The organism is Butyrivibrio sp. VCB2001, from assembly GCF_000423965.1.
In the GTDB taxonomy this organism is placed as follows: Bacteria; Bacillota; Clostridia; order Lachnospirales; family Lachnospiraceae; genus Butyrivibrio.
On sequence record NZ_AUIZ01000012.1, the window covers coordinates 1 to 24,728 of the forward strand.

Annotated in this window: 25 protein-coding genes; 23 read left to right on the forward strand and 2 right to left on the reverse strand. The window is 48.4% G+C overall.

The genetic code is table 11. From position 1 onward, the window contains the following. The first annotated feature begins 843 nt into the window (after window positions 1-843). The 7 genes from G589_RS0111070 to G589_RS0111100 all read left to right on the forward strand — a co-directional run bounded on the left by G589_RS0111070 (window position 844) and on the right by G589_RS0111100 (window position 6,586). On the forward strand, window positions 844-1,992 hold the full coding sequence (locus G589_RS0111070; protein WP_026522191.1) for a macro domain-containing protein: 1,149 nt from the start codon (window positions 844-846) through the stop codon (window positions 1,990-1,992). 114 nt (window positions 1,993-2,106) lie between these two features. Then, window positions 2,107-2,775, forward strand: a complete 669-nt coding sequence (locus G589_RS0111075; RefSeq protein WP_026522192.1) for a vWA domain-containing protein — start codon at window positions 2,107-2,109, stop codon at window positions 2,773-2,775. Window positions 2,776-2,890: 115 nt separating this feature from the next. Beyond that, window positions 2,891-3,676 (forward strand): ADP-ribosylglycohydrolase family protein, encoded by a 786-nt coding sequence (locus G589_RS0111080; protein ID WP_035775930.1) that lies wholly within the window; start codon window positions 2,891-2,893, stop codon window positions 3,674-3,676. A gap of 41 nt (window positions 3,677-3,717) precedes the next feature. Beyond that, window positions 3,718-3,888 carry a hypothetical protein gene (locus tag G589_RS0111085; protein ID WP_022770670.1) on the forward strand — a complete coding sequence of 57 codons (171 nt, stop codon included), beginning with the start codon at window positions 3,718-3,720 and terminating at the stop codon, window positions 3,886-3,888. A gap of 242 nt (window positions 3,889-4,130) precedes the next feature. Continuing rightward, the gene (locus tag G589_RS19675; protein ID WP_330366693.1) at window positions 4,131-4,874 is read left to right on the forward strand and encodes a DNA/RNA non-specific endonuclease; all 744 of its coding nucleotides are present in this window, start codon (window positions 4,131-4,133) and stop codon (window positions 4,872-4,874) included. Window positions 4,875-4,946: 72 nt separating this feature from the next. Further along, entirely contained in the window at window positions 4,947-5,450 is a 504-nt protein-coding gene (locus G589_RS0111095; RefSeq protein WP_026522194.1) for an O-acetyl-ADP-ribose deacetylase, read from the forward strand. Continuing rightward, on the forward strand, window positions 5,447-6,586 hold the full coding sequence (locus G589_RS0111100) for a Gfo/Idh/MocA family protein (RefSeq protein ID WP_026522195.1): 1,140 nt from the start codon (window positions 5,447-5,449) through the stop codon (window positions 6,584-6,586). The genes G589_RS0111095 and G589_RS0111100 overlap by 4 nt, the downstream gene beginning before the upstream one ends. Window positions 6,587-6,684: 98 nt before the next feature. On the opposite strand, the gene G589_RS0111105 is transcribed toward G589_RS0111100, so the two are convergent. Beyond that, window positions 6,685-7,485, reverse strand: coding sequence for an FRG domain-containing protein (locus G589_RS0111105; RefSeq protein ID WP_051192333.1), 801 nt, complete (start codon window positions 7,483-7,485; stop codon window positions 6,685-6,687). A gap of 78 nt (window positions 7,486-7,563) precedes the next feature. Between G589_RS0111105 and G589_RS0111110 the strand changes: the two genes are divergently transcribed. The 14 genes from G589_RS0111110 to G589_RS22385 all read left to right on the forward strand — a co-directional run bounded on the left by G589_RS0111110 (window position 7,564) and on the right by G589_RS22385 (window position 20,120). Beyond that, on the forward strand, window positions 7,564-7,839 hold the full coding sequence (locus G589_RS0111110; protein WP_026522197.1) for an acylphosphatase: 276 nt from the start codon (window positions 7,564-7,566) through the stop codon (window positions 7,837-7,839). 151 nt (window positions 7,840-7,990) lie between these two features. Next, window positions 7,991-8,218: a hypothetical protein gene (locus tag G589_RS0111115; protein WP_022770662.1), complete on the forward strand. Its 228-nt coding sequence runs from the start codon at window positions 7,991-7,993 to the stop codon at window positions 8,216-8,218. A gap of 58 nt (window positions 8,219-8,276) precedes the next feature. Then, window positions 8,277-9,398, forward strand: coding sequence for an aldo/keto reductase (locus G589_RS0111120; protein ID WP_026522198.1), 1,122 nt, complete (start codon window positions 8,277-8,279; stop codon window positions 9,396-9,398). A gap of 171 nt (window positions 9,399-9,569) precedes the next feature. Continuing rightward, complete coding sequence (locus G589_RS0111125; protein WP_026522199.1) at window positions 9,570-10,535, forward strand: 3-hydroxyacyl-CoA dehydrogenase; 966 nt, start codon at window positions 9,570-9,572, stop codon at window positions 10,533-10,535. Window positions 10,536-10,643: 108 nt separating this feature from the next. Continuing rightward, on the forward strand, window positions 10,644-11,054 hold the full coding sequence (locus G589_RS0111130) for an acyl-CoA thioesterase (protein ID WP_026522200.1): 411 nt from the start codon (window positions 10,644-10,646) through the stop codon (window positions 11,052-11,054). Between the two features lie 13 nt (window positions 11,055-11,067). Then, window positions 11,068-11,895 carry a hypothetical protein gene (locus G589_RS0111135; RefSeq protein ID WP_026522201.1) on the forward strand — a complete coding sequence of 276 codons (828 nt, stop codon included), beginning with the start codon at window positions 11,068-11,070 and terminating at the stop codon, window positions 11,893-11,895. A gap of 3 nt (window positions 11,896-11,898) precedes the next feature. After that, window positions 11,899-12,435, forward strand: a complete 537-nt coding sequence (locus tag G589_RS19680; RefSeq protein ID WP_051192334.1) for an SGNH/GDSL hydrolase family protein — start codon at window positions 11,899-11,901, stop codon at window positions 12,433-12,435. An 81-nt stretch (window positions 12,436-12,516) separates the two neighbouring features. After that, window positions 12,517-13,077 (forward strand): RNA polymerase sigma factor, encoded by a 561-nt coding sequence (locus tag G589_RS0111145; RefSeq protein WP_035775932.1) that lies wholly within the window; start codon window positions 12,517-12,519, stop codon window positions 13,075-13,077. Then, a complete protein-coding gene (locus G589_RS0111150) occupies window positions 13,074-14,558 on the forward strand; it encodes a serpin family protein (RefSeq protein WP_026522203.1) in 1,485 nt (494 codons plus the stop codon). Before G589_RS0111145 ends, G589_RS0111150 begins: the two co-directional genes overlap by 4 nt. A 156-nt stretch (window positions 14,559-14,714) precedes the next feature. Further along, window positions 14,715-15,797: an iron-siderophore ABC transporter substrate-binding protein gene (locus G589_RS0111155; RefSeq protein WP_026522204.1), complete on the forward strand. Its 1,083-nt coding sequence runs from the start codon at window positions 14,715-14,717 to the stop codon at window positions 15,795-15,797. After that, a complete protein-coding gene (locus G589_RS0111160; protein WP_026522205.1) occupies window positions 15,775-16,788 on the forward strand; it encodes a FecCD family ABC transporter permease in 1,014 nt (337 codons plus the stop codon). Before G589_RS0111155 ends, G589_RS0111160 begins: the two co-directional genes overlap by 23 nt. Beyond that, complete coding sequence (locus tag G589_RS0111165; RefSeq protein ID WP_026522206.1) at window positions 16,785-17,819, forward strand: FecCD family ABC transporter permease; 1,035 nt, start codon at window positions 16,785-16,787, stop codon at window positions 17,817-17,819. The genes G589_RS0111160 and G589_RS0111165 overlap by 4 nt, the downstream gene beginning before the upstream one ends. Beyond that, window positions 17,819-18,622: an ABC transporter ATP-binding protein gene (locus G589_RS0111170; RefSeq protein WP_026522207.1), complete on the forward strand. Its 804-nt coding sequence runs from the start codon at window positions 17,819-17,821 to the stop codon at window positions 18,620-18,622. Before G589_RS0111165 ends, G589_RS0111170 begins: the two co-directional genes overlap by 1 nt. A gap of 175 nt (window positions 18,623-18,797) precedes the next feature. Further along, window positions 18,798-20,120, forward strand: coding sequence for an NUDIX domain-containing protein (locus tag G589_RS22385; RefSeq protein WP_330366694.1), 1,323 nt, complete (start codon window positions 18,798-18,800; stop codon window positions 20,118-20,120). Between the two features lie 74 nt (window positions 20,121-20,194). On the opposite strand, the gene G589_RS0111185 is transcribed toward G589_RS22385, so the two are convergent. Beyond that, window positions 20,195-21,157 (reverse strand): lysozyme inhibitor LprI family protein, encoded by a 963-nt coding sequence (locus G589_RS0111185; protein WP_026522208.1) that lies wholly within the window; start codon window positions 21,155-21,157, stop codon window positions 20,195-20,197. A gap of 787 nt (window positions 21,158-21,944) precedes the next feature. Between G589_RS0111185 and G589_RS0111190 the strand changes: the two genes are divergently transcribed. Continuing rightward, entirely contained in the window at window positions 21,945-23,804 is a 1,860-nt protein-coding gene (locus tag G589_RS0111190; protein WP_026522209.1) for a C-type lectin domain-containing protein, read from the forward strand. A 106-nt stretch (window positions 23,805-23,910) separates the two neighbouring features. Then, complete coding sequence (locus tag G589_RS21200; RefSeq protein ID WP_051192335.1) at window positions 23,911-24,726, forward strand: helix-turn-helix domain-containing protein; 816 nt, start codon at window positions 23,911-23,913, stop codon at window positions 24,724-24,726. Window positions 24,727-24,728 lie beyond the last annotated feature (2 nt).

Genomic DNA, 24,728 nt, shown 5'->3' on the forward strand with positions numbered 1-24,728 from the left:
CAAAGGAAGCATACTTATAAAGCAAACTTTACAGTAGCAGTCCATATGTGCAGACTATATTACCGCAGAAAAACAACGCTACAAGTTTTGGAAGCCGTTATTTCGAAGAACCTCTTGCCAATTCGGCCAGATAGGAACTGGGAGCGAAATTTCGCGCCAAGAGTTTTCCGTGGCTTCTTATATAGAGTAGCATAACTGTGCTTGAATTCATAATTATGATTAGGCAGATTAGCGTCTGCCTATTAGGCATACCATAAAAAGCAAAAGAGAGACTGAAATAATGCTATCAGTCTCTCTTTATTATATCTTTGATTGATTCGCGACCCTTAACTTAATGACATTGGGGACGGAGTCAGGGGCTCAAAAATGGAGGCGCCCTGTGTATGTACATTTCATGATATACATACACAGGGCTTTTAAAATGGCTAATCAGGAGACACGGTCCTGAAACATTCGAATTTAATTGAAAATGTAAAGGAGTTGGAGGGCGACAAGCCCTGCAGCAAGCGCTGCTGACAGGATTCCCGTTACTCCTTTTGTTACACTTCGTGGATCTTTATAACGGCCAAGCAGGTTGATGGCGTCATATGTCTTTGGGATGGGTTTGCCATAGCATCTATAGGTTACATGTTCATTGCTCAATGGTATTTCCTCCGCGAACGCTCGAGGCGTTCTGAGACCCATGACCACTAAATCTTGTGCTCTATAATTTTATTATATACAACATATTCTAAAATGAGCATAAATAAATATTAAAACTTTCTAACCTGATTAACGATGAATTTATGGCGGTTTAGTGTAAAATAGGATATAAGACCGGTTTCGGAACAGGAGAGCTATAAAATGCCATTTCAAATAATCAGAAACGACATAACAAAAGTAAAAGCAGATGCCATAGTGAACACGGCAAATCCCAAAGTAGCCATAGGGAGCGGTGTTGACACTGCCATTTATAATGCTGCGGGAAAAGACAAGCTCCTTGCCGCCCGTGCTAAGATCGGGCCACTGGAATACGGCGAAGTTGCGATCACGAAGGCCTTTGATCTTGATGCAAAATACATCATCCACGCAGTTGGCTGCTGGTGGGAAGGCGGAGACAAGGGCGAGGTAGAGCTCCTTCGTAAGTGCTATGACAGAGCACTTGAGCTGGCCGCCAAAAAGAGATGCAAGTCCATCGCATTCCCTGTAATGGCTACGGGATGTTACGGTTTTCCGGCTGAGATAGGCATGGAGGTGGCCGTCAGCTCTTTTACCAAGTTCCTGGAAGAGCATGATATGGAGATATACCTTGTGGTGTTCGACCAGGGAACCGTGAGGGTTTCGGGCGAACTCGGCGAGGAAGTGCGCAGTTTCATAGATGATGACTACGTTACAGAAGCCTACGAGGATGAGTATATTGACCAGGGACTTCCGGAAGGACTGCATGGTTCTGCGCCAACCTGGCATATGGACATAGCGGCAAGAAAAGCAGAATCTGCGCCGACTGAAATGGACGATGGCGTTCCGGCCGGAATGGCATACTCGGCGCCATATGAAGCGACGGGCGCTGCGCCGTCTGCGCGCAAGGTTAAAGTCGGTGCGCCTGCGCCCAAAATGAACAAGCTCATGAAGGCCGAGTCCCTTGATGATGTGCTGAAAGGGATCTACACGGACTCTTTTGAAAAGCATCTTCAGAAGCTGATCAACAAGAAAGGACTGAAGAACTCTGAGGTTTACGTCGCGGCGAATATCAACAAGCAGTACTTCTCCAAGCTCCTCAAAGGTCAGGTCAAGCCGTCAAAAGAAAAAGTCCTGGCCCTGGCAGTTGGACTTCGCCTAAACATGGATGAAACGGTGGACTTTTTGAAGATCGCAGGCTACGCTATTTCGCCGATCTCGCAGACGGATGCGGTGGTCAAATACTTCATCGAACATGAGCAGTACAGCGTGATCAAGATAGATATGGTGCTCTTCGACTACGGACTTGCGCCACTTTCAAAGGAAACAAAATAAATTTTCAAGGTCGCCTCCCGTGCGACCTTTTTTATTCCCTCATGAATTACTATTACCTTACAAACAAGGACAGCTCTTCCGCGGGGGCACATCAAAGAAGGAGAGGTAATAGTTATGAGTAAAGGATATACAGAGATTGTTTACATATTGGACAGATCAGGATCCATGGGCGGTCTGGAGCTCGATACCATCGGCGGCTTCAACTCAATGATGGAGAAGCAGAAAAAGACAGGCGAGAAGGCGGTTGTGTCGACAGTTCTTTTCGACGACGTGTGCGAAGTGATCCACGACAGAGTTCCCATCGAGAAGATCGAGAAGATGACAGACAAGCAGTATTACGTCAGAGGCTGCACGGCGCTTCTGGACGCGGTTGGCGGAGCAATCCACCACATCGGCAACATCCACAAGTACGCAAGGGAAGAGGACAGGCCCGAGAAGACCATCTTTGTCATCACAACTGATGGACAGGAGAATGCCAGCTGCAGATACTCTCGTGAGAAGATCGAGAAGATGGTCAAGAAGCAGCAAAAGAAATATGGCTGGGAGTTCATCTTTATCGGAGCCAACATCGACGCCTACGCTGAGGCCCAGAAGTACGGCATCAGAAAAGACAGGGCAGTCAATTACGTAAGCGATGGCATCGGAACAGCCACTGTCTACGCAGGAGTTTCAAAGGCAGTCTGCTCCGTCATGATGGCAGGTAGCGCTCGCGAAGCCAGCCGTGACCTCGGCGCCAGCGGATGGGAAGAAGACATCGCAGCAGATTATAGGAAGAGAGGATGATCCCTAGGGACGGAGTCAGTGGCTCATTATCAGACAATAAAACATAGGAGTTGGAATTTTCAGATAATGAGCCCATGACTCCGTCCCCAGGGCTCATTTAGAAAGGAGAATTGAAATGGCAGTAAAAGGAGCAGTTTTAGGAGATATATTGGGATCGCAGTACGAATTTAACAGACCGAGGAACCTTGATTGGAAGAATGTTCCGCTGGTGTCGTGGCTTCCGATGAGTTACACTGACGACACGGTGATGACTCTGGCCATCAAGAAGGCTCTTTTAGAGGGAAAAGACCTTGTTGAGACCATGGTGGCTGTTGGCAGAAAGTACCCGGATTGTGGCTATGGCGGAAGATTCTTTGGCTGGATCATGGGGGCCGTCCACACGCCGTATAACAGCTGGGGCAACGGCTCAGCCATGAGGACAGCCTATATCGGCGAGGCGTTTGATGACTACGACGAGATGCAGAAGATGGCAGCCGACGTGGCGGCAGTTTCGCACAATCACCCGGAGGGCATCAAAGGCGCAGTGGTTACGTCAACCTGCATCTGGATGGCAAGGCACGGAAAGAGTAAGCAAGAGATCTATGACTACGTCCTGGAGCAGTATCCAAAGGATGACTACGAGTACAGCATCGCCTACAGCCTCGATGAGATCAGGCCTCGTTACAAGTGGAACGAGAGCTGCCAGGGCTCAGTACCTGCGGCAATGAGATGCTTTTACGAGAGCTGCGATTACGAGAGCTTTATCCGAAATGTCTTTTCCCTGAAATGCGATTCTGATACCTTCGGAGCAATCGCAGGCGGAGTTGCAGAAGAGTTCTACGGCGGATTCGGAAATGTAGATGCAGAGGGCATCTTAAAGGAGTATCTGACACCGGATCTGTATGAGATTCTGATCGCATAAAATGGTATAATACTGGTGATACGTTAAAGGAGGTAACTTGAATGGAAACCTGGTATTACGTAGTTGTCAGCATTGACGGCGATTATGCAAATTTAAAGAGAACAGACATTGAGTCGGATGATCTGAAATTGGTTGCGAGAGCTCTTTTACCGGAAGGCATTGCTGAAGGGACGCAGCTGAAGTACGAGTTTATGCAGTATTCGATTGTGTGAGCTTGTTGGACATAGAGATATATCGTTGCTAAAGGCATATTATAGAATATTGACTTATGAAGAATTCCCCAAGGCGTGGCTTTGGGGAATTTTTTGTGTGGATGTAACGTGAAATAAAGGCGAGCGGCCATGATATAATAATTGCAATAAGAGAAAGAACGCCCATGACCAGAAAATCAAGCATAGCAAACAGAATATGCATCCTACTTTTGACTTCATTATGCATCGGCATGTCGACGCTGATGTTGTGCAGCGCTGCGAGCCGGGCAGCAGAGCAGATCCAGGCGGACAGCCTGGAAACATTGGCAGAGCAGATCCCGCCGTACAGCGGAGAAGCATCTGTAGTGGTAAACGGAAACGTGCCGGAGTTCACAGCTGAGGAGATCACCACAAGCTCTTTTGAACAATACGGGGAGCTGGATGGGCTGGGAAGATGCACGGCGGCGGTTGCGTGCCTTGGCAGGGACCTGATGCCAAAGGAGGAGAGGCAGGAAATCAGCGAGATCAGGCCGACCGGATGGAAACAGAACAAATACCCGGGACTCATTGACACGGATCCGCCCTTTCTATACAACAGGTGCCACATGATCGGCTTCCAGCTGACGGGCGAGAACGCCAATGAAAAGAACCTTATCACCGGCACAAGGTACATGAATGTTCAGGGGATGCTGCCCTACGAAAATGAGGTGGCGGAGTACGTTCAGGACACGGGCAGGCATGTGATGTACAGGGTTACGCCCGTTTTCAGGGAAAAGAACCTTTTGTGCGATGGGGTTCAGATAGAAGGCTATTCGGTTGAAGATAAGGGGAGAGGAATCTCTTTTAACGTGTTCTGCTACAACGTACAGCCGGGCGTGGACATAAATTATGCAGACGGCAGCAATGAGCTTGCGCCGGACGCAGACAAGGTTGTAAACACGAACCCGATTTACGATGCCTGGCAGAGGTTTCGGGAGTGGATCGGCAGAATTTTCGGTGGAGAGTGAAGCTTGCGCGACTTCCGCAAGGACTGAAACTTACGCGATTCCCGCAGGGACTGCATAAGGAGGAAAAGAGCTATGAGCAATATTCAATTTCACGTAGGAGATATAACAAAACTTGCAGTTGACGCCATCGTGAACGCAGCAAATTCAAGCCTTCTCGGCGGCGGAGGCGTTGACGGAGCAATCCACAGGGCAGCAGGCCCGGAGCTCCTTAAAGAGTGCAGGACTTTGAACGGGTGCAGAACGGGAGAAGCAAAGATCACGGGAGGCTACAACCTTCCGGCAAAGCACGTGATCCATACGGTTGGGCCGATTTACAGCGGAAGTAAGTATGATGCGGAGGACCTTCGGAATTGCTACTGGAACAGCCTGGAAGTTGCCAGGAACAACGACCTTCACAGCATTGCTTTTCCGGGGATTTCGACCGGTGTCTACGGATATCCCAAGAGGGAAGCGGCGGAAATTGCTCTTGCTACAGTAAAAGAGTGGCTTGAGAAACATGCAGATTATGAGATGGAAGTAACCATAGTGAATTTCAGCCGGGCGGACTACGAGGTCTACAAGGGGATAACAGGATGATCAAAATCGCAGTAATTGGCGTTGGAAATATGGGTAGCAAATATGCGCAGATCCTTCAGGACGGGCTGGTTGACGGCGCGCAGCTTTCTGCGCTCACCCGCGTAAGAGGCGCATACAGAGAGCTTTTGCAGAAGTCGATTGACGGAGGCGTTCCGGTTTTTGAGAGCGCAGATGCTTTGTTTGAGGCTGTGGAGAGCGGCAGTCTTGCGCTGGATGCTGTGATCATTGCAACTCCGCATTTTGCTCATGAAACAATTGCTGTCAGGGCGTTTGAAAATGGACTTCACGTTCTGTGCGACAAGCCCTCGGGCGTGTATTCAAGGCAGGCAAGGCTCATGGAGGAAGCAGCTGATGAGTCGGGAAAGGTCTTTTCCATGGTCTTCAATCAGAGGACGCTTCCTGTGTACATTAAGTTAAAAGAGCTTGTGGAGAGCGGAAGGTACGGCGCGCTAAAGCGCGTGAACTGGGTGGTTACGGACTGGTATCGCCCGGAGCAGTACTATAAATCAAGCTCCTGGCATGCTACCTGGGATAAGGACGGCGGAGGAGTGCTGCTTAATCAGTGCCCTCACAATTTGGATCTTTTGCAGTGGATATGCGGAAATCCCAAGAGAGTCCAGGGCTTCTGCCATGAAGGAAGATTCCACGACATCGAGGTTGAAGATGACGTTACGGCGTACTTTGAATGGGAAAACGGCGCGACGGGAACTTTCATCACGTCCACTGGAGATGCGCCGGGCATCAACAGACTTGAGATATCTTTGGAAGAGGCGCTGATCGTGTGCGAGAATGGGAAGCTTCGGATTGGCGAAGTGGCGCAGGAGATGGGCTGTAAGGAAGCCGAGTACAGAAAGACTTCCACAGACTTTTTTGCCAAGATAAAAGGAACCTGGAGTGAGATTGTGCCTGAAACTCAGCCGCAGCCTTATGTAGAGGTGATAAAGGGATTTACTGATGAAATAAAAGGAACTGGAAAGAGTGTTGCCGACGGCAGAGAAGGGCGAAAGAGCCTTCTTTTGTCCAACGCAATATATCTCTCCTCCTGGGAAAGAGAGATGGTGGAGCTGCCGGTTATCGGAAGTGACGCCGAAAGGTCTTTTGAAACAAGATTCGAAAGTGCTCTCGGGGAAAAATGAGCCCTAGGGACGGAGTCAGTGGCTCATTATCAGACAATAGAACTCAGAGATGGGCATTTTCAGATAATGAGCCACTGACTCCGTCCCCGGGGCTCATTTCAGCGGACGTAGTAGTGGCGCCCGAGCCAGCGTGAAAGGCCGTCAAGGCCGGGATATACGATACGCTCCGAGACATTCTGGTGATCGAGCATGTCTCGGATCTGCCAGCGGATTTCCTTCTTTATGATGTAGCGGACGGTCTTCTCGGTGTGCACATCAAGGAACCCCTCGATATCGTGCATATCGGTTGGGATTACAGAGAAGAACGAGTACTGGTTGACGATGCGGACATCGACTGAAGGCGGCTCTATCATGAGCATGGATGATGAACCCATGTCTTTGTCGTACATATCAAGGCTTTCGCAGGCTTCTGCGAGCATGTCTACGGAAAAGACTGTGGTGTTGTACTTGGCAGATATCGCTTTGTACTTATCGGGCAGCAGGTCGTGAAGTTCGTGGATATCAGTGCGCCACACGCAGCTGTCTCTTTTCTCCATATCTTCCATGTCGTTTTCTGTGACAGAAAAGTGGAGGGCGATAAGAGGAGAGAAGGACCAGTCAAGGAGCCTTGTTGGAAGGCCGTGGTGCTGGCCGAAGATCATCTGCCTCCAGACGGAGTTCTCGATGGAAGGCTCTTCCAAAACCGCGTATTTGGTGAAGTTTCTGAGCATGCAGGGCTCGAGGGCTTTTTGCTTGTCCTTGCAGTTCCTGGCAAGGCTCGTGGTGAGCTTAAAGGAAGCATCCGGCTGGCCACGATAAACAAAGAGATTTCGGTTTCTCTTAAGGTCAGAGCGAAATTCCTGCTCGTTCAGGAGCTCATACAGGTGGTCCATATCTTCAATGTAAACAGTCTTGATCATATGCGTCGCCTCCTTTATTTAAGCATATCACAAATTTGGTACCGAAATAACGATAAGTATTATGGGAGTGATTGGAAAGTGGAAAAGAGATACAGGCTTTGCTTTTACGGAATGGTACAGGGCGTGGGCTTCAGATTCACAGCCATGCACGCTGCGAATATGTACAGGCTCACGGGTTACGTCAGAAATGAGTACGACGGCTCCGTGACCTGCGAAGTGCAGGGCGAAGAAGAGGCCATCGACAGGTTTGTGGCCACCATCAGAAGTGGCAGGTTCATCGACATATCAGACATAGACCGGAAGGAACTGGCAATAATCCCCGATGAAAGGTCCTTCGATGTGCGTTTTAATTAATGAGCCCCGGGGACGGAGTCAAGGGCTCATTATCAGACAATAGAACCTAGGGATGAGTATTTTCAGATTATGATCCCCTGACTCCGTCCCCAGAGCTCATTTTTTTGGTACAATATAATAAATATTCAACTATATTGGAGGAGGTAAAAAAATGGGTAGTATCTTAGACGTAGCTGATATCATCAAAAAGATCAACGGCAACCAGGAGCTGATGGCGCAGATCGCCAAGGCTGATCCCAAGGAGGGTGTTGCTCTTCTTAAGAAGGCCAACATCGATGTTTCCGAGGATGATATCAAGAAGGTTCAGGCTGCTGTAGCTGATGGCAAGCTTGATCTTGGAGACATTAAGAACCTCGCCGGAGGACTGTTCAAGAAGTAAGAAAGTAAAAAGCGCCTTAGTTCGCACTAAGGTGCTTTTTCTAAAAAAGGAAGAGTATATGAAAAAACTTGGATTCGGAACCATGAGATTACCGCGCCTAAATCCTGATGATCCTGCATCGATCGATATTGAGCAGTTCAAGAAGATGGCAGATCTTTTTGTGGAGCGCGGATTTAAGTATTTTGACACGGCTTACCCCTATCACCAGGAGTGCTCTGAAGGAGCGGTAAAAGAGGCTGTTGTAAAGAGATTTTCAAGAGACAGCTTTGTTCTTGCTGACAAAATGCCAATCCTGAGAGTCACCAAGACTGAGGATTATCAGATGTATTTCGATGAGCAGCTGCGTCGCTGCGGAGTCGATTATTTTGACTATTACTTGCTCCACAACCTGGGCAGAGATAGATATATCAATACCGAGAAGTTCGGCGGATTCCCGTTTATCGAAAAGCTAAAAAGAGACGGTTACGCCCGCAACATCGGATTCTCTTTTCATGATGATGCACAGACTCTGGACAGAATTCTAACGGATCACCCGGAGGTTGATTTCGTCCAGCTGCAGATCAACTACCTGGACTGGAACAGCATTGCCATCGAGTCCGGCAAGTGCTACGAAGTGGCACAAAAGCACGGCAAGAAGGTCATGGTAATGGAGCCCGTAAAGGGCGGAGCGCTTGTAAAACTCCCGGATGCAGCCATCGCGAAGTTCAATGAGTTCTACGCTCCCATGAATGACCCAGCCCTGACCCCTGCATCTCTGGCCATCAGATACGCAGCATCCCTCAGCGATGTGCAGATCGTCCTAAGTGGCATGAGCGACCTGGCGCAGCTCGACAACAACACCACATACATGCAGGACTTTAAGCCCCTCTCCGAAGAGGAGTACAAGCTTGTGGACGATATAACTGAGATCCTTAGCAGCACCGGAACCATCCAGTGCACCAGCTGCAGATACTGTACGGAGGTTTGCCCGAAGAACATCAACATCCCTGAGTATTTCGGACTCTTTAACATGCACGCCGTGACCGGCAACAAGTCAAACATGTACTACGAGCGTTTCTCCATGAACCACGGCAAGGCATCGGAGTGCATTAAGTGCGGGCTTTGTGAAAAGAACTGTCCTCAGCATATAGAAATCAGGAAGAAGCTCGAAAATTTCGCAGCACTGTACGAACAAGAGTGAGTCATTGGGGACGTTTCAGTTTGACTCAAAATGAGACAAAGTGAAACGTCCCCGGTGACTCATTTTATAGTTTAGAATATCGTTCATATATGGTAAGATGAGTTATACGTGTTTGTATTTTTATGCATCACGGAGAAGGCAATCAATCAAATCATATTTATGGAGGTATTTATGGCAATGAACAAAGTAGTTGTTGCAGGCGGCGGTGTGTTGGGGACACAGATCGGTCTTATGTGCGCATATACCGGTCATGACGTTACGTTTTGGCTTAGAAGCGAGTCTTCGATTGGAAGAACAACTCCGAAGATCGAGCTCTACAAAAAAGCTATGCTTGACGATCTGTCTGCAGCAAAAAACCTGATTGGCAATCCGCTCGGTAAGCTCCTTTATCCCAAGGGACTTATCACAAGCTGGGACGGAATCACCGCTGAGGCTATTGATGAGCTTATAGCCAAGGGCGAGAAGAACATGACTGACAATATACATATCGAGCTTGATATGGCTAAGGCCGTTTCAGGAGCAGATATTGTTATCGAATCCATGGCAGAGGATCCGGATGCCAAGATTGATGTATACGAGCAGATGAAGGACCTTCTTGATCCTGACACCATCCTGGTAACCAATTCATCTACTCTTCTTCCAAGCATGTTCGCTCAGTACACAGGAAGGCCTGAGAAGTACCTTTCACTGCACTTTGCCAACACCATCTGGAAGAACAACACAGCAGAGATCATGGGACATCCCGGAACAGATCCTGAAATCTACAAAAAAGTCGTTGAGTTTGCAAAAGAGATCAACATGATTTCACTGGAGCTCAAGAAAGAGCAGCCCGGTTACATCCTTAACTCCATGCTGGTTCCATTCCTTTCGGCAGCTCAGGCTCTTTGGGCAAAAGAGGTAGCGGATCCCGAGACTATCGACCTTACATGGCGCCTTGCAACCGGCGCACCCAAGGGACCTTTTGAGATCCTTGACATCGTAGGTCTTGAGACAGCTTACAACATCAACCAGATGAAGCCCGAGGCACAGGATCCCGATTCAACAATCCACAAGATCGGCCTTCTTCTTAAGGAGAAGATCGATAAGGGCGAGACAGGTATCAACGCCGGAAAAGGCTTCTATGATTACAAGAAATAATAAATAATAATGCAAAAGAGCTGCTGGCTCCCGAACATGGGGGTCAACAGCTTTTCATTTTTAGGCTATAATTGATACATTGATATAAAAAAGAGGAGAAGACCGGCCATGGATTACTTACACATCGTTCAGTACTACGAGACCGACAAAATGGGGATAACTCACCACTCCAATTACATAAGGTGGATGGAGGAAGCGAGGGTCGATTTCCTGTCGCAGATAGGCTGGGAGTTTGCAAAGCTTGAGGCCATGGGGATTGTATCCCCGGTTCTGACAGTGAGCTGCGACTACAAGCTCCCCACCGGGTTTTCCGATAAGGTTACCATCAAGGTTACCGTTAAGGAATTTAAGGGCGTCAAGCTCTTCCTTAATTATGAGATGAAGAACGAGGAAGGCAAGATTGTCTGCACCGGAACAACGTCCCATGCGTTCCTGAACACCGAAGGAAAGCCGATCAGAATGAAGCAGGAATTCCCTGAATTATTTGAAGCACTATGCAGTCTCGTAGAGGAGGCATAAAGGAGGAGTAATTATGAAAAGACCTATCGTATTATTAGCAATCACAACAGCAGTACTCATGGTGGGCTGCGGAAGCACTCAGCCCCAGGAGCCACAAACCACGGCCACAGCCGAGACACCTGCTCCAACAACTCTCGGCGTCCCTGAGGTAAAAGACGGAGTTTCCCGTGCCGGCGAAGACTGCGCGGAAGTATATTTTGAGTGGGCTCCGATAGAAGGCGCTGACGGCTACGAAGTTTCCGTTGCCAACAAGTACTTTGCGGAAAAAGACTACCGCGAACCCGAAAACGTAGAGACCACCGAGGCTAATTACGTCGACGGTGCGCAGGACTACTTTGATTTCCAGATCAAGGTCAGAGCATTCGCAGGAGCAGGTGGCGATAGAACCTACGGAGAGTGGAGCTCTTTTGCCGAAGGAAGTGTTTACGAGAAAAAGACCCTTACCAGCGGCGGACCACTTGGCGAGCTATCCATAACCGTCCCCGAGAGCTGGACCTGTGAAGTTTCGAAAGTTGGTGACGACAAGCTCGTTGCAGACGCCTACGGATTCATCCTTGCGCCTGACTCTGCAGATGAGGGACACATAGAGGTCTTTTGCTCAGAGAACTTCGGTGTCTGCGGAACAGGACTTAAGAGTGAGGAGATCGAGCTTGCAGGACTCAAGGCGCACGTTGGCACCTATGACGAGCACGAGCACTGGGATTTTATAATAATCGGCGAGGACCAGCCACAGATCATCGCGCAGACCGTTGGCTGCGATTCATGGTTTGGAAGCCAGTTTGAGGAGGCACAGGCTGTCCTTGACACACTTAAACTTGATACCAGCAAGACGGAAGGATAAGGTATGAGAACACTTTTTATCGGAAACAGCCACACCTATTACAACGACATGCCCAAGATGTTCAAGGACATCTGCGCTGAGAACGGGATTGACATGCAGGTGACCATGCTGACCAAAGGCGGAATGGGCTTTGATTATCACGCGGAGAACGAGCAGACCAGGTTCAACATTTTGTTTGGCGACTACGACTTTATCATTCTGCAGCACGTTGCGCACCCCATGGGTGAGTACGAGGTCATGGAAGCAGCTGCCGACAAGCTCATGGGCTGGATCAGGCAGACTAAGGCCGTTCCCTGCTACTACATGACCTGGGCAGAGGAATACAACGAAAGTTACCAGACCGAGATGAGCGCAAGGTACAGGAAACTTGGCGAAAGACATAACTGCCTTGTGGCACCTGTCGGCGAGAAATGGTGGGAAGAGGTTCACAAGCATCCGGAGGTCGATCTGTTTTTTACCGACAGAAGACACGCTTCCCCGGCGGGTTCTGAGCTGATCGCCCAGACCATTTTTGATACGTTAAAAGACAAAATGAAATAATTTTCGAAATTCATGTAACCAACTACTATCAAACATCGCTATATAAAGTGAAGGCCTTAAAAGAAAGAGAGGATCATCTTAATGGATGACTCAGCAATTGTAGATCTTTACTTAATAAGAGATGAGACGGCTATATCACAGACATCGCAAAAATACGGAAGCGGACTTCGCAGCATCGCCGGCAATGTTCTGGCAGATGCAGAGACAGCCAAGGAGTGTGAGAACGATGCGTACCTTCAGACCTGGAACCTGATTCCGCCAAACGAGCCCAGGAGCTACCTTTTTGCATTTGTCGGCAAGATCGTCAGGCACCTGGCAATCGACAGGCTTCGCCACGAGAGCAGGCAAAAGAGATCTGCCCAATACTGCGAGCTATCGGACGAGATGCTTGAGTGTATCCCGGGAAGCGCAGACGTTGAAGGTGAATTTGATGCAAAAGAGCTCTCGGAGTGCATAAACGCATTTCTTGATTCATGCACAGAGGAGCAGCGGAACATCTTCGTCAGAAGGTACTGGTACTTCGATTCCGTAACTGAGATCTGTCAAAGGTATTCCCTCCCCCAGAGCAAGGTCAAGACCACGCTCTTTCGGATGAGAGAAAAGCTGAAAGTCCATCTCACAGACGGAGGATTCACTTTATGAACGAACATGATTTATTAGATGCAATAGGCGATATTGATCCAAAGCACATCGAAAACGCAGGAGGCGCAGGAGGAAAGGGAAAGGCCAATGCCGCAAAGCGCAGCAATGTGGCGCGTTTCAGAAGCTTTTATCTGGCGGCAGCAGGTCTTTTGCTACTGGTGGTAGCCGGCGTGGTATTCAGGAATATCAGGCAGGTTCCGGTAACCGAAGAGGCACTTCCTGAGACAGATGCTGTTACTACACTGCAGGCACCGGTCACCGAGACAGAAGGCGTGACAACCATGGGAGCAATCACTGAGCAGGCAGAAGAGACAGAAGAAGCAGTAGTAGAGTCGGCGATTTCCGAGGATAGCCTTGATATGGACTTTAACAACGCACTTATAAACTTCATAGAAAGTTCAGGTTTTGAGAACCAAAACTACATGGTATCCCCGACCTCCTTCAGAGCTGCTCTGGCACTGGCTGTATCCGGTGCGGATAACGAGACCAAAGACCAGCTCCTTGAGGCAATGGGATTTGATAGCATGGAAGAGCTGACGACCTGGTACGAGGGCGTTTCCGCATCAGTCGATTCCTACAACGAGTGGCTTGAGTTTGCCAAGAAGGATTTCGAGGAGTACAAGGAATATTACGGCGATGATGCCAAGGCACCGGAAGGAAGCTTTGACCTTCAGAACTCAATCTGGCGCAACACCAAGGCCAGTGGCAAGCTCTCCAAGAAGTACATCAAACTTGTAAAAGAGAACTTCGGCGCAACAGCAGAGAACGTGGCGCCCGACAAGATCACAGACAAGGTCAATTCATGGATCAACAAAAACACTAACGGACTTATCCCGACCATCAGCAATGACCTCTCCTACGCGGACCTGATCCTTGTTAACACGCTCTACTTACGTGCCGGCTGGGTTAGCTCTTTTGAAGAATTTGCAACTAAAGAAGGCGACTTCACCACAATCTCAGGTGATGTTGTCAAAAAAGATTTCATGCATCAGCAAAGCCGTTTCATGTATTACGAGGACGAGAATGGTAAGTTCGTGGTTCTTCCTATGAATGGCGGGATCAACGCAGTCTTTATCCTTGGTGACGTGGAAGATGTTGTAGGCAAAATGGCAAGTGCAACGGCCGAGGAAGTTGCAGTTGCGCTTCCTAAATTCGAGGCAGAGACTGAGTTTAGTAATAACGAGCTTGTTGACTTCTGCAAGCAGCGCGGAGCAGCAGATGCCTTCACTGCAAACGCAGACTTCTCGCTGATGAGCGATGACATGTCAGTATTTATATCCGACATCATTCAGAAGACCAAGATCAAAGTCGACGAAGAGGGCATTGAAGCTGCAGCAGCGACAGCTATCATGATGACTGAAGGCGCATTCTTGGAGCAGCCTGAAGTAAAAGAGTTTACCGCTGATGAGCCGTTTAAGTTCATGATCCTGACAGCGTCTGAAGAGCCGGAACTTCTTTTCTACGGACAGATTGTTGAATGATAATACAGTGCTAAAACCTTATAAAAGGGCCTTTTCGAAAGAAGAGGCTCTTTTTTGTTAGCATAAACTAATAAATATTCACAAAAGTTGTTGACAATTAAATTGATATATGAGAATATGTCATGGTTAGCAAACGCTAACAACGAGGAGGGTAAAATGAAGAACAAAATCTTATCAACAATGCTTGCAGTCTCAATCAGCATGTTAGCAATGGCTTGCGGAGTTGCCAGCGAAATCAATACAACTGAAGAAACTGTAAACGAAGTAGAGGCTGAAAAAACTGAAGCCGGTTCAGTAGAGGAAGCCGTTACGGATGAATTATCCGACAGCTCTTTTCCTATGACGATCACACACGGTCTCGGCGAGATAGTCCTTGAGGAGAAGCCGGAGAACGTAGTTGCTATCGCCTGGGGAAACCCTGATGTGCCTCTTGCTCTCGGCGTTATCCCTGTTGGAATTTCCGAGGCGAACTTCGGACCAAGAGATGAGAACGGCCTTCTTGCATGGACAGCCAAGGCCTTCGAGGATGCGGGCGTTACACCTAATGTCTTCGACGACACAGACGGATGGGACTACGAGGCAATTTCAGATTGCAACCCTGACGTAATCCTTGCTGCTTACTCAGGACTTAGTCAGGAGGAGTACGACAGACTCTCAGAGATCGCACCGGTTGTGGCTTACCCCGAGATCGCCTGGACAACAACCTGGCAGGAAGAGGCCATAAACGATGCAAGAGCCCTTGGTCTTGAGAAGGAGGGAAAAGAGCTTGTGGAAGAGACAGAGAAGCTCATCGCCGATAAGCTCACCCAGTATCCTGACCTTGCAGGAAAGAGAGTAGCCTTCGCATGGCTCTCCGAGGACGACCTTGGAACCTTCTACATCTACACAGGAAATGATCCAAGAGCAGCTTTCCTTTCTGACCTTGGACTTGTAACACCTGATAGTGTAAAGAGCCTTATCACCAGCGATCAGGATTTCTCAATTACAGTAAGTGCTGAGAATGCAGATCTTTTAAATGATGTAGACATCATCATCACCTACGGTACTGAGTCCCTGGTTGATGCAATGCAGGCTGACGGAAGATTTGCAAATATCCCGGCTGTCAAGGACGGAGCATTTGTGCTTCTTGATACCAACGATGTTCTTGCAGCAGCAAGCACACCTACAGTTCTTTCAATTCCTTATGCAATTGATGATTATTTGAAAGCTTTAAACGATGCAGCACAGAAAATACAGTAACAATCGCATATTTATTGCACTTGCAATTGAAATTTGTTTTGTCATTCTAAGTCTTTTTCTTTCCATATCCTATGGAAGCAAGAGTATTCCTTTTGGTGACACCATGAGCTACTTCACAGGCGGCATGACCGACGAGTTTTTAAGTGCAGTTATCGCAGCCAGAATCCCGAGGACAGTCTTTGGGCTTCTGGCCGGTGCTGCCTTAGGGGTATCGGGTGCTCTTATGCAGGCAATAACACGAAACCCCATAGCAGACCCCAGCATCCTTGGAGTAAACACGGGAGCTGCGCTGTTCGTGGTGGTTGGTATCGCCTATCTAAACATTTCCTCAGGCATCAGGTTAATAGGTATATCTTTTGCAGGAGCTCTTTTGACAGCACTCTTCGTATATGGCATTGCGTCTGTCGGCTATGGCGGAGCCAATTCCATTAAGCTGGCACTGGCGGGAGCTGCGGTTTCTACGGCCCTGGGAGCACTGGTAAACACCATCATGCTTCCGGATACGCAGGTCATGAAGCAGTTCAGGTTCTGGCAGGTGGGCAGCATCAGCGGAGCAACCTGGGAGGACATAAAGCTCATCGTTCCTTTCCTGGTGATTGGAGTTGTCTGCGCAGTTGTGCTGGCATCGCCCTTAAATGCCATGGCTCTTGGAGATGAGATGGCAATTTCCCTGGGCGTCAAAGTCGGAGTTGTCAGGATGTTTGCAGCCCTTGCAGGCGTTATTCTATGCGCTTCGGTCACGGCTCTTGCTGGACCCATCGGCTTTGTGGGACTTATGCTTCCCCACATTTTCAGGCAGCTCTTTGCCAGCGACTTAAGGCTGGTGATACCTATGTCGGCCATCGGAGGAGCGGGGCTTCTCACTTTTTCGGATGTCCTCGGAAGAGTCCTTGGAAGGCCCGGAGAGCTGGAAGTTGGCATCATCACTGCGATAGTCGGTGCACCTGTTTTTATTTGGATTGTTTGTAAGACAAAGGCTAAGAGTATATGACAAAGAACCTTGAACATGATCTTAAGAATATATATAGAAAACACAGCCGCCTGAACACCGCTTGTATTGTGGCTTTGCTGGTGATCATCGCCGCACTTGGAGTGCTGATGATGACCTTGGGCAATACCAATTATTCGTTAAAAGAGGTTTTGGCTTACCTTTTAAGCTCTGAGAGCAAAGGTGCGGCTTACAACATAAAGACCATAAGGCTTCCTAAACTTATTGTGGGAGGCTTTGCGGGATTTGCGTTTGGGATTTCCGGATATACTTTCCAGAATCTGCTAAGGAATCCACTGGCTTCGCCGGATATCATCGGAGTTTCGGCCGGGTCCTCCGCAGCAGCGGTGTTCTGCATTCTGATCCTTGGAATAAGCGGACCGGCGGTGACTTTTTTCGCCGTAGCAGCAGGACTTCTCATCACAACTGTGATTTTTGTGTTGTCTGGCAGAGGAAGCTTTTTTGGCAGCCGGATGATCCTCATCGGAATTGGAATTCAGGCGGTCTTGAATGCGCTTATTTCCTGGATGCTGCTGGTGGGCTCTGAATATGACGTGGCAACGGCTCTCAGGTGGCTTCGAGGAAGCCTTAATCTGGTGCAGATGAGCGATGCTCTGGGAATTACGCTGGTTACTGTGATTTGCAGCGCGCTGCTGCTTATCTGCAACAGGTATCTGAGGATGATGCAGCTGGGAGATGAATATGCGACCACTCTTGGAGTTCCGCTTTCGGCCGTGAGATTATGCTGCATGCTTTGCGCACTGGTGCTGAGCGCAACTGCTGCGTCAATCACGGGACCTATTGCATCGGTTGCTTTTTTATCAGGACCCATCGCCGGCAAATGCACCAAGAACGGTAAGAACGCCATGGTAGTTGCCGGACTTATCGGAACCATACTAGTTTACGCATCGGAACTTGTTGGAAAAAACATGTTTGAAACCAAGTACCCTGTTGGCGTTGTCACGGGACTTTTGGGAGCACCTTATCTTTTGTTTTTGCTGCTTAACCTTAACAGAAAGGGAGAAAAGATCTAATGGATGGATTTGCACTTAGTCATGATTTCTGCGCGAGAAACATAAGCGCAGGATATGAAGAGAACCTCATATTAAAGGATTTGGACATCATCGTTCCTGCAGGGAAATTCAGCGTGCTGATAGGTCCCAACGGCTGTGGCAAGTCAACTCTTTTAAAGAGCTTTGCGCGCCTCTTAAAGCCTAAGGATGGCGACGTGGTACTGGACGGGAAGTCAATATATGATATCCCGACACAGCGTTTATCCAAGCAGATAGGTCTTTTGCCACAGTCTCCGATTGTTCCGGCGGGCATAACCGTGGCGGATCTGGTTGCAAGGGGAAGATTCCCGTATCAGAACCTCTTCGGACAGCTCTCAAAGGCAGATTACAAGGCAATTGCCGACGCCATGGAGGCCATGGGTATCGCTGACCTTGCGGACAAGAGCGTGGATTCATTGTCCGGTGGACAAAGGCAGAGGGTGTGGATCGCGCTGGTGCTGGCGCAGGATACGGACATTCTTCTTCTGGATGAGCCGACAACCTATCTGGACATCGCTTATCAGGTGGAGATCTTGGACTGTCTTGCGATGCTCAATAAGACCAAAAAGACTACGATCGTTGCAATCCTTCACAACATAAATCTCTCGATCAGGTACGCAGATCACATCTTTGCCATGAAGAGAGGCAGACTCATTGCTGAGGGCGAGCCCAGGGAGATCATCACTCCTGAGCTCATGATGGAGGTTTACGGCATGGAGAGCGACATCATCACAGATCCTGCCACAGGAGACCCCTACGTTATCCCAAGAAGTAAGGCCTGCTAAAATGAGCCCCGGGGACGGAGTCAGTGGCTCATTATCAGATAATTAACTGCTAGAAAAATAGCTTTCAGATAATGAGCCACTGACTCCGTCCCCAGGGCTCATTTTGCATATTGGAAATTTGACTGTTGTTAGGCGGCTGTCTTGGTGTAGAATAGGGGTTGAATTGGAGGCTGACATGGAAGAAATTTTTGATATAACAGATGATAACGGAGTTCCCACAGGAGAGACGGTGACCAGGTCAAAGGCTCACGAAGAGGGAATTCCTCATAGAACTGCACATGTTTGGATCGTGAGAAAACAAGGGGATTCTTATCAGGTTCTTCTCCAGAAAAGAAGCGCTGAGAAAGAGTCTTTTCCCGGTATGTACGACACTTCGTCCGCAGGCCATATCCAAGCCGGGGATGAACCCTTAGAGTCTGCAAGGCGTGAACTCTTTGAGGAGCTTGGCATAAAGGCGGAGGACGGTGATCTGACATTTGCGGGAAGATTTCATATAAAGTACGCAATGCCATTTCATGGGAAGATTTTTAATGACAATGAAGTGGCATTTGTTTATGTCTATGAAAAGCCTGTGGATGCAGGAAACCTCGTGCTTCAGGAAGAAGAGGTGGAAGAGGTAAAGTGGTTTGACATAGACGAGGTGATAAAGGGGTGTGAGCACCGCGACGGTACTTTCTGTGTGCCGACTGAGGGGCTTGATATAGTGCTGGAATATCTGGGACTTAAGAGCGGGTTTAAGGTTGACAGGCAGAAGGTCAAGGAGCAGTTTGCCTCTTATACAAGAAACTACGATCCGACAGACCCCAAGATCGCGCTGAAGATTGCGCATACATACAGAGTTGCTGACAACTGCGAGCAGATCGCAAGGTCAATTGGCCTTTCCGATGAGGATGTGGAGTTTGCCTGGCTTTCGGGGATGCTTCATGATATCGGAAGATTCGAGCAGGTGAAGAGGTACAACACCTTCATTGACTCTCAGTCCGTTGATCACGCTGAGTTTGGCGCGGACCTTCTTTTTGGAGACAATAAGCTGATCTTGAGTTATGTCGATGACAGATCCAGGGATGGTCAGCTCGAGACCGTAATAAGACAGCACAACAAGTACAGGGTTGAGAGTGAAGTAACGGGAAAGACCCTTGTCTTTTGCAATATACTCCGTGACGCGGATAAGGTCGATATCCTCCGGGTAAACGTAGAGACCCCGATGGAGGAAATCTACAACGTCACTGAGGACGAGCTTCTGACCTCCGGGGTCTCTGATATTGTCATGGAACATGTGAGAGAACATCACGCAATTCCAAGAGATATTATGGTTTCTCCTGCTGAGCACCTTATCGGGCACATCGCCCTTACCTTTGAACTGGTCTACCCAAAGAGCTGGGCGCTTGCCAAAGAGCAGGGCTACCTTAACAAAATGTTCGACTTCCCCACCAGGAACGAGAGCACCAAAGCCGCCCTCATCGAAACCCGCCACGAACTCGACCACCTCAGCGTATGAGTCACCGGGGACGTTTCACATTGTCTCATTTTGAGTCAATGGGGACGGTTCTCTTTGACTCTTTTTGGCTGGCATTAGTACTTGAAGGAAAATTCGTAGGTCTCGTTGGTGTTAACGACTGCGCCGTCAGATACTGATGCGTAGAAGGATGCGCCAAGTGCGAAGCAGTCGATTCTTCCTTCTACTGATCCATCATCGCTTACAAAAGAGATGTACTCTGACTCGGGAGCGTCTTCTGTTGATCCATATCCGATAAGCTCTTTTGAATTATCAAGGTGGATCTTGATAGCGTAGGATCCGCCTTCCATGCCTTCTGTGATGAGAAGATAGCTATCACCTGCGTAGTCGCCGTAGTATCCGCAAGGTGAGTTGTCGGGGAATGAGAAAGCAACATCGCCTGTAACATCCGCAAGAGTGCTGGCAAGGTCGTAGGCTTCTCTCTTAAAGCGCATGGCTTCGTTGTAGGAATACATTGTAGGATAGATGCTTCCGCCTTCGTATACGTAGGTCATTTTCTCCGCCATGGAAGGCACATATTTAAGCCAATTTTCATATTCTGAATAGATGTTGTTATAGAAATCGCTGTCTTTTTCTTTGAGTCTGTCGAGAAGACTTGTAACTTCATCTTCCCATACCAGTGTTTCCCACTGGCAAAGGCAGTTCATCTCTGCCTGATTGGATGCGTTCGCTGTCATTTCCGCATATTTGTCATATAGTTTGTTTACAGCCACAAGCTCGTCTGTAAGTGAATCTGACGCAAGAGCTGCAATCTCGGATTTGATCTGCTCGGTGTAGTCGTCGGTTTCAGCTGAAGTCTGGTTTGCGCCATCTGCGCCACCTGTGTTTGCGTCTGCGCTTCCGGCTGCGTCTGTATTGGCGTTCTGGCCTGCTGTGTCGCCTGCTTCCTGATTTGATCCTTCGCTCTGATCAATCTTCTCAAAAACACTATTGCCTTCATCCGGAGCAGAAGTATCTTTTCCGCACCCGCTCATAACAAGAGTCATGGCGATAAGTGCCAGTATCAGTTTCCTTTTCATAATATTTCCCTCCTCGCATAAAGCCCTTTTACAAAAAAACATACTAAAAAGGGTAGCACGTATAACAATTTAGTGCAAATTTGGGGAGTCAATGGGGACGGTTCTCTTTGGCTCCTTTTTGATCCCTGGGGACGGAGTCAAGGGCTCATTTTTTGGTCCCCGGGGACGGGGGTTAGGGACCATTTTTGGAAGAGTGGGACGATTTTGCATCACAAGGACCCGGTTTTTTGGACGTTGGTTGGAAACGTAATTTCGACCACCCCACAACTTCCTCCTATACAAAAAATAGTTGGAATTTGCAAAAAAGATTTTTCTGCTTCCATAAACAATTACATCACATGGCATCCGTAGGCCAAGTGTTGTGATGTAGGATGAGCGTTAGGAATCAAATTAATTAGATCCATGGCTTGGAAAAGAGCTTGCAATTTCCAACTATTTTTTCATATATCAATTTTTATGATGTGTTTCAAAAAGCGATTCAAACCATGAAACCAATATTTCCTTTTTGTGATGCAGTTTGGCCGGCATTTACCATAAAGGGACCACTGGATTAGTCCCTAAGGACCGAAAGCAAGTCAAAAGAACCGTCCCCACTCACTCAAAGAGGGAGTCAAAGAGAACCGTCCCCATTGACTCCCCCAAAAATGAGACAAAGTGAAACGTCCCCGGTGACTCAAAATGAGACAAAATGAAACGTCCCCGGTGACTCATTTGCTTAAATGGGGGAAATGAGATTAAATGGAAGTAACTGAGATGACTTGAGCTTTGTAAACAAAGAGGAATTGCTATGAAACATAAAAAGTTGAAATATATCATAAGCACTCTGTTACTCACGACAATAATAGGTTGTGGAAGTAATACATCTTCTCCCAAAGAGGCATCCGACAAGAATACAGCCGCGGAAACAGAAGCAGAATCAGAGCCCGGCAAGGATGAACCTAATGCCAATACCAATACAGAGGCTGAACCCGACGATACCCCGGACTCCAACGCAGCAGCTGTCTCCAATCCCATCTCCGACGAAGACTTCTACGCAGAGATCCTGGACCAGAACTACTATGTCCTACTGAACCAGAAGACCTACGACAATTTCTACCTGCCGTATTCCATGCTGACCTACGCCTATTCCGTGGACGGCTTCGATAAGGAAAAAGCCCTTGATTACTCAGGTTATGGCTTTGAAGACCTGGACGGCGACGGGAAGAACGAGCTGATCATCGGCAACATCTCCGACGACCCCAAGCTCAATAAGATGATCTACACAATATACACCAGGCATAACAATGTGCCCTATAACGTGATCACCGCCACCGATTACACCAATTACTACCTGTGCTCGGGCAAATTCATCGGCTATGAGCAGCACGGCTCCAAGTGGTACAACGAGGCAGGGCTCTATGAACTCACATCCAAAGACCCCGGAACGACCCTTATTACCGGCGTTAAGTCTGACAGGGCTGACGATGACAGCATGACCTGGCAGAAGACCGATGTCTCAGGAAAAGAATTCACCATCACCGATGACGAGGCGCAGAAGGCCATGGAAGAGTACAGAGGCAGGAGAATCGCTCCGACGCTGACTGCTTTTTCAAATTACAAGCCCCAAAACCCTGAAAACTACTACGACCACATTGCATCTTCCACCTTTGGAAAAGGCTACGATTCCTGGAACGAGGGCTATCTGGCTTACCTGGAGGAGAAGATGCCTGAAGATATGATGGATATGTCTTTTGCCCTCATATATATAGATGATGACGATGTGCCAGAGCTCGTGATTGATTCAGGGTTTGAGGCCGGTGGCTGCCAGATTCTGTCTTTCTATGACGGAACCGTAAGAGAACTGCAGACCGCGAGGCTCTATTTTACCTATATTGAAAAGAGTGGGCTCCTCAATAACTCTGAAGGCCACATGGGCTACTACTACGACTATGTCTACAAGCTTGATAAGGGGCTTTGGAAGCTGGTGCTAAGCGGCGATTACTATGAGCTTGACGAGAACGCCACCGAAGAGGATCAGATGTACAACGAAGAGACAGGCAGATTCAGGACTCTTCACTATTCCATCGACGGCGAGGAGACTGACGAGGAGACCTACATGTCACGGCTTGGGGAAGTCTATGATCTTGATAAGGCAAAAGACCCTTCGAGCTACCTCCGCATTGATGACCTGAAATCCTATCTTTCCACCGGCAAGTACGTCTCCGACGGTCACAGGTACGAGCTCGTCATCGAGGACTGCACCTGGGAAGAGGCAGCCCAAAAGTGCGAGGAAAAAGGCGGCTATCTCGCCTGCCTTACTACCGATGAGGAATTTGAGATAATTGACGATCTTATCAGATCAGAAGATAAGCTGAACAATGTCTTTTACATAGGTGCAAACCGTATAGACAGCTTCTCATGGCATTGGACGGAAAAGGGCCTTACCCAAAACGAGTGCGTTGGCAACGGCTATTGGAAACACTGGCTTGATGGAATGCCGAGCTATTCGGACAAACTTCCGGACGGCACTGAGATTGACGAGGAATATGTGGAATATTTCTACAGAAAGTCAGAGGACAAGTTCTATATGAACGACATTCCAAACGACGTGATCGGCTACTACCCCAGCTACAAAGGTCGCATGGGCTACATTTGCGAGTACAACTAAACTCAAGTTAGACTTGAATTAATTATTGAAACTTAAACCCCTGCTCTATAGAATATAAGTGGAATCTGAAATACCATAAAGGCATCAAAGAAAACGGAGGATGCAGATGAGTATCGGTTCAAATATCAAGGCGTTTAGAGAGGAAAGAAAGCTTACGCAGGAACAGGTTGCGGAGGCTCTGGGAATTTCGTTTCAGGCAGTTTCTTCCTGGGAAAGAGATGAGTACAATCCGGACACGGACAAGCTGATAAGGCTCGCAGAGGTGCTTGGCGTGTCGGTTTCAGCCTTGGTGGAGGAGAAGCAGAAATTCTTCAAGACCAAGGAAACCATTTATGACTGGGAGCACATGAAGACCTACGTCAAGACCACTGCCAGAAACTTAAAGCTCCCCAACACGCTAAAGGCTGTGGACTTCGCAGTCAAGGCCCACGAGGGGCAGAACAGAAAACGCTCAACGACGCCTTATATCTATCATCCGCTGAACCTGGCCTGCCACGCGCTGTCCATGGATATTCATGAAGATGAGATTATAGCTGCATGTCTTTTGCATGATGTTGTGGAAGACTGCAAGATCGGCGTGAATGACCTCCCGGTAAACGATGAAACCCGCGAGCTTGTCAGGCTCCTTACCTGTGAAAAGACAAATGACGATAACCGCCACGAGATCATCAGCCGGTACTATAAAGAGATCATGACAAACCCCAAGGCGGCTCTCATAAAGTGCATGGATAGGTGCAATAACCTGACCACCATGTCCTGGGGCCTCTCCCGCGAGAGGATATACAGGATGATAAAAGAGACTGATGAGTTCTACCCGGGGCTTTTGCAGGTAATAAAGGATACCACCGAGTACAACAACGCAGCATGGCTCCTCAAGTACCAGATCGAGAGCATGCTGGATATTTATAAGAGACTTTTGTAAAA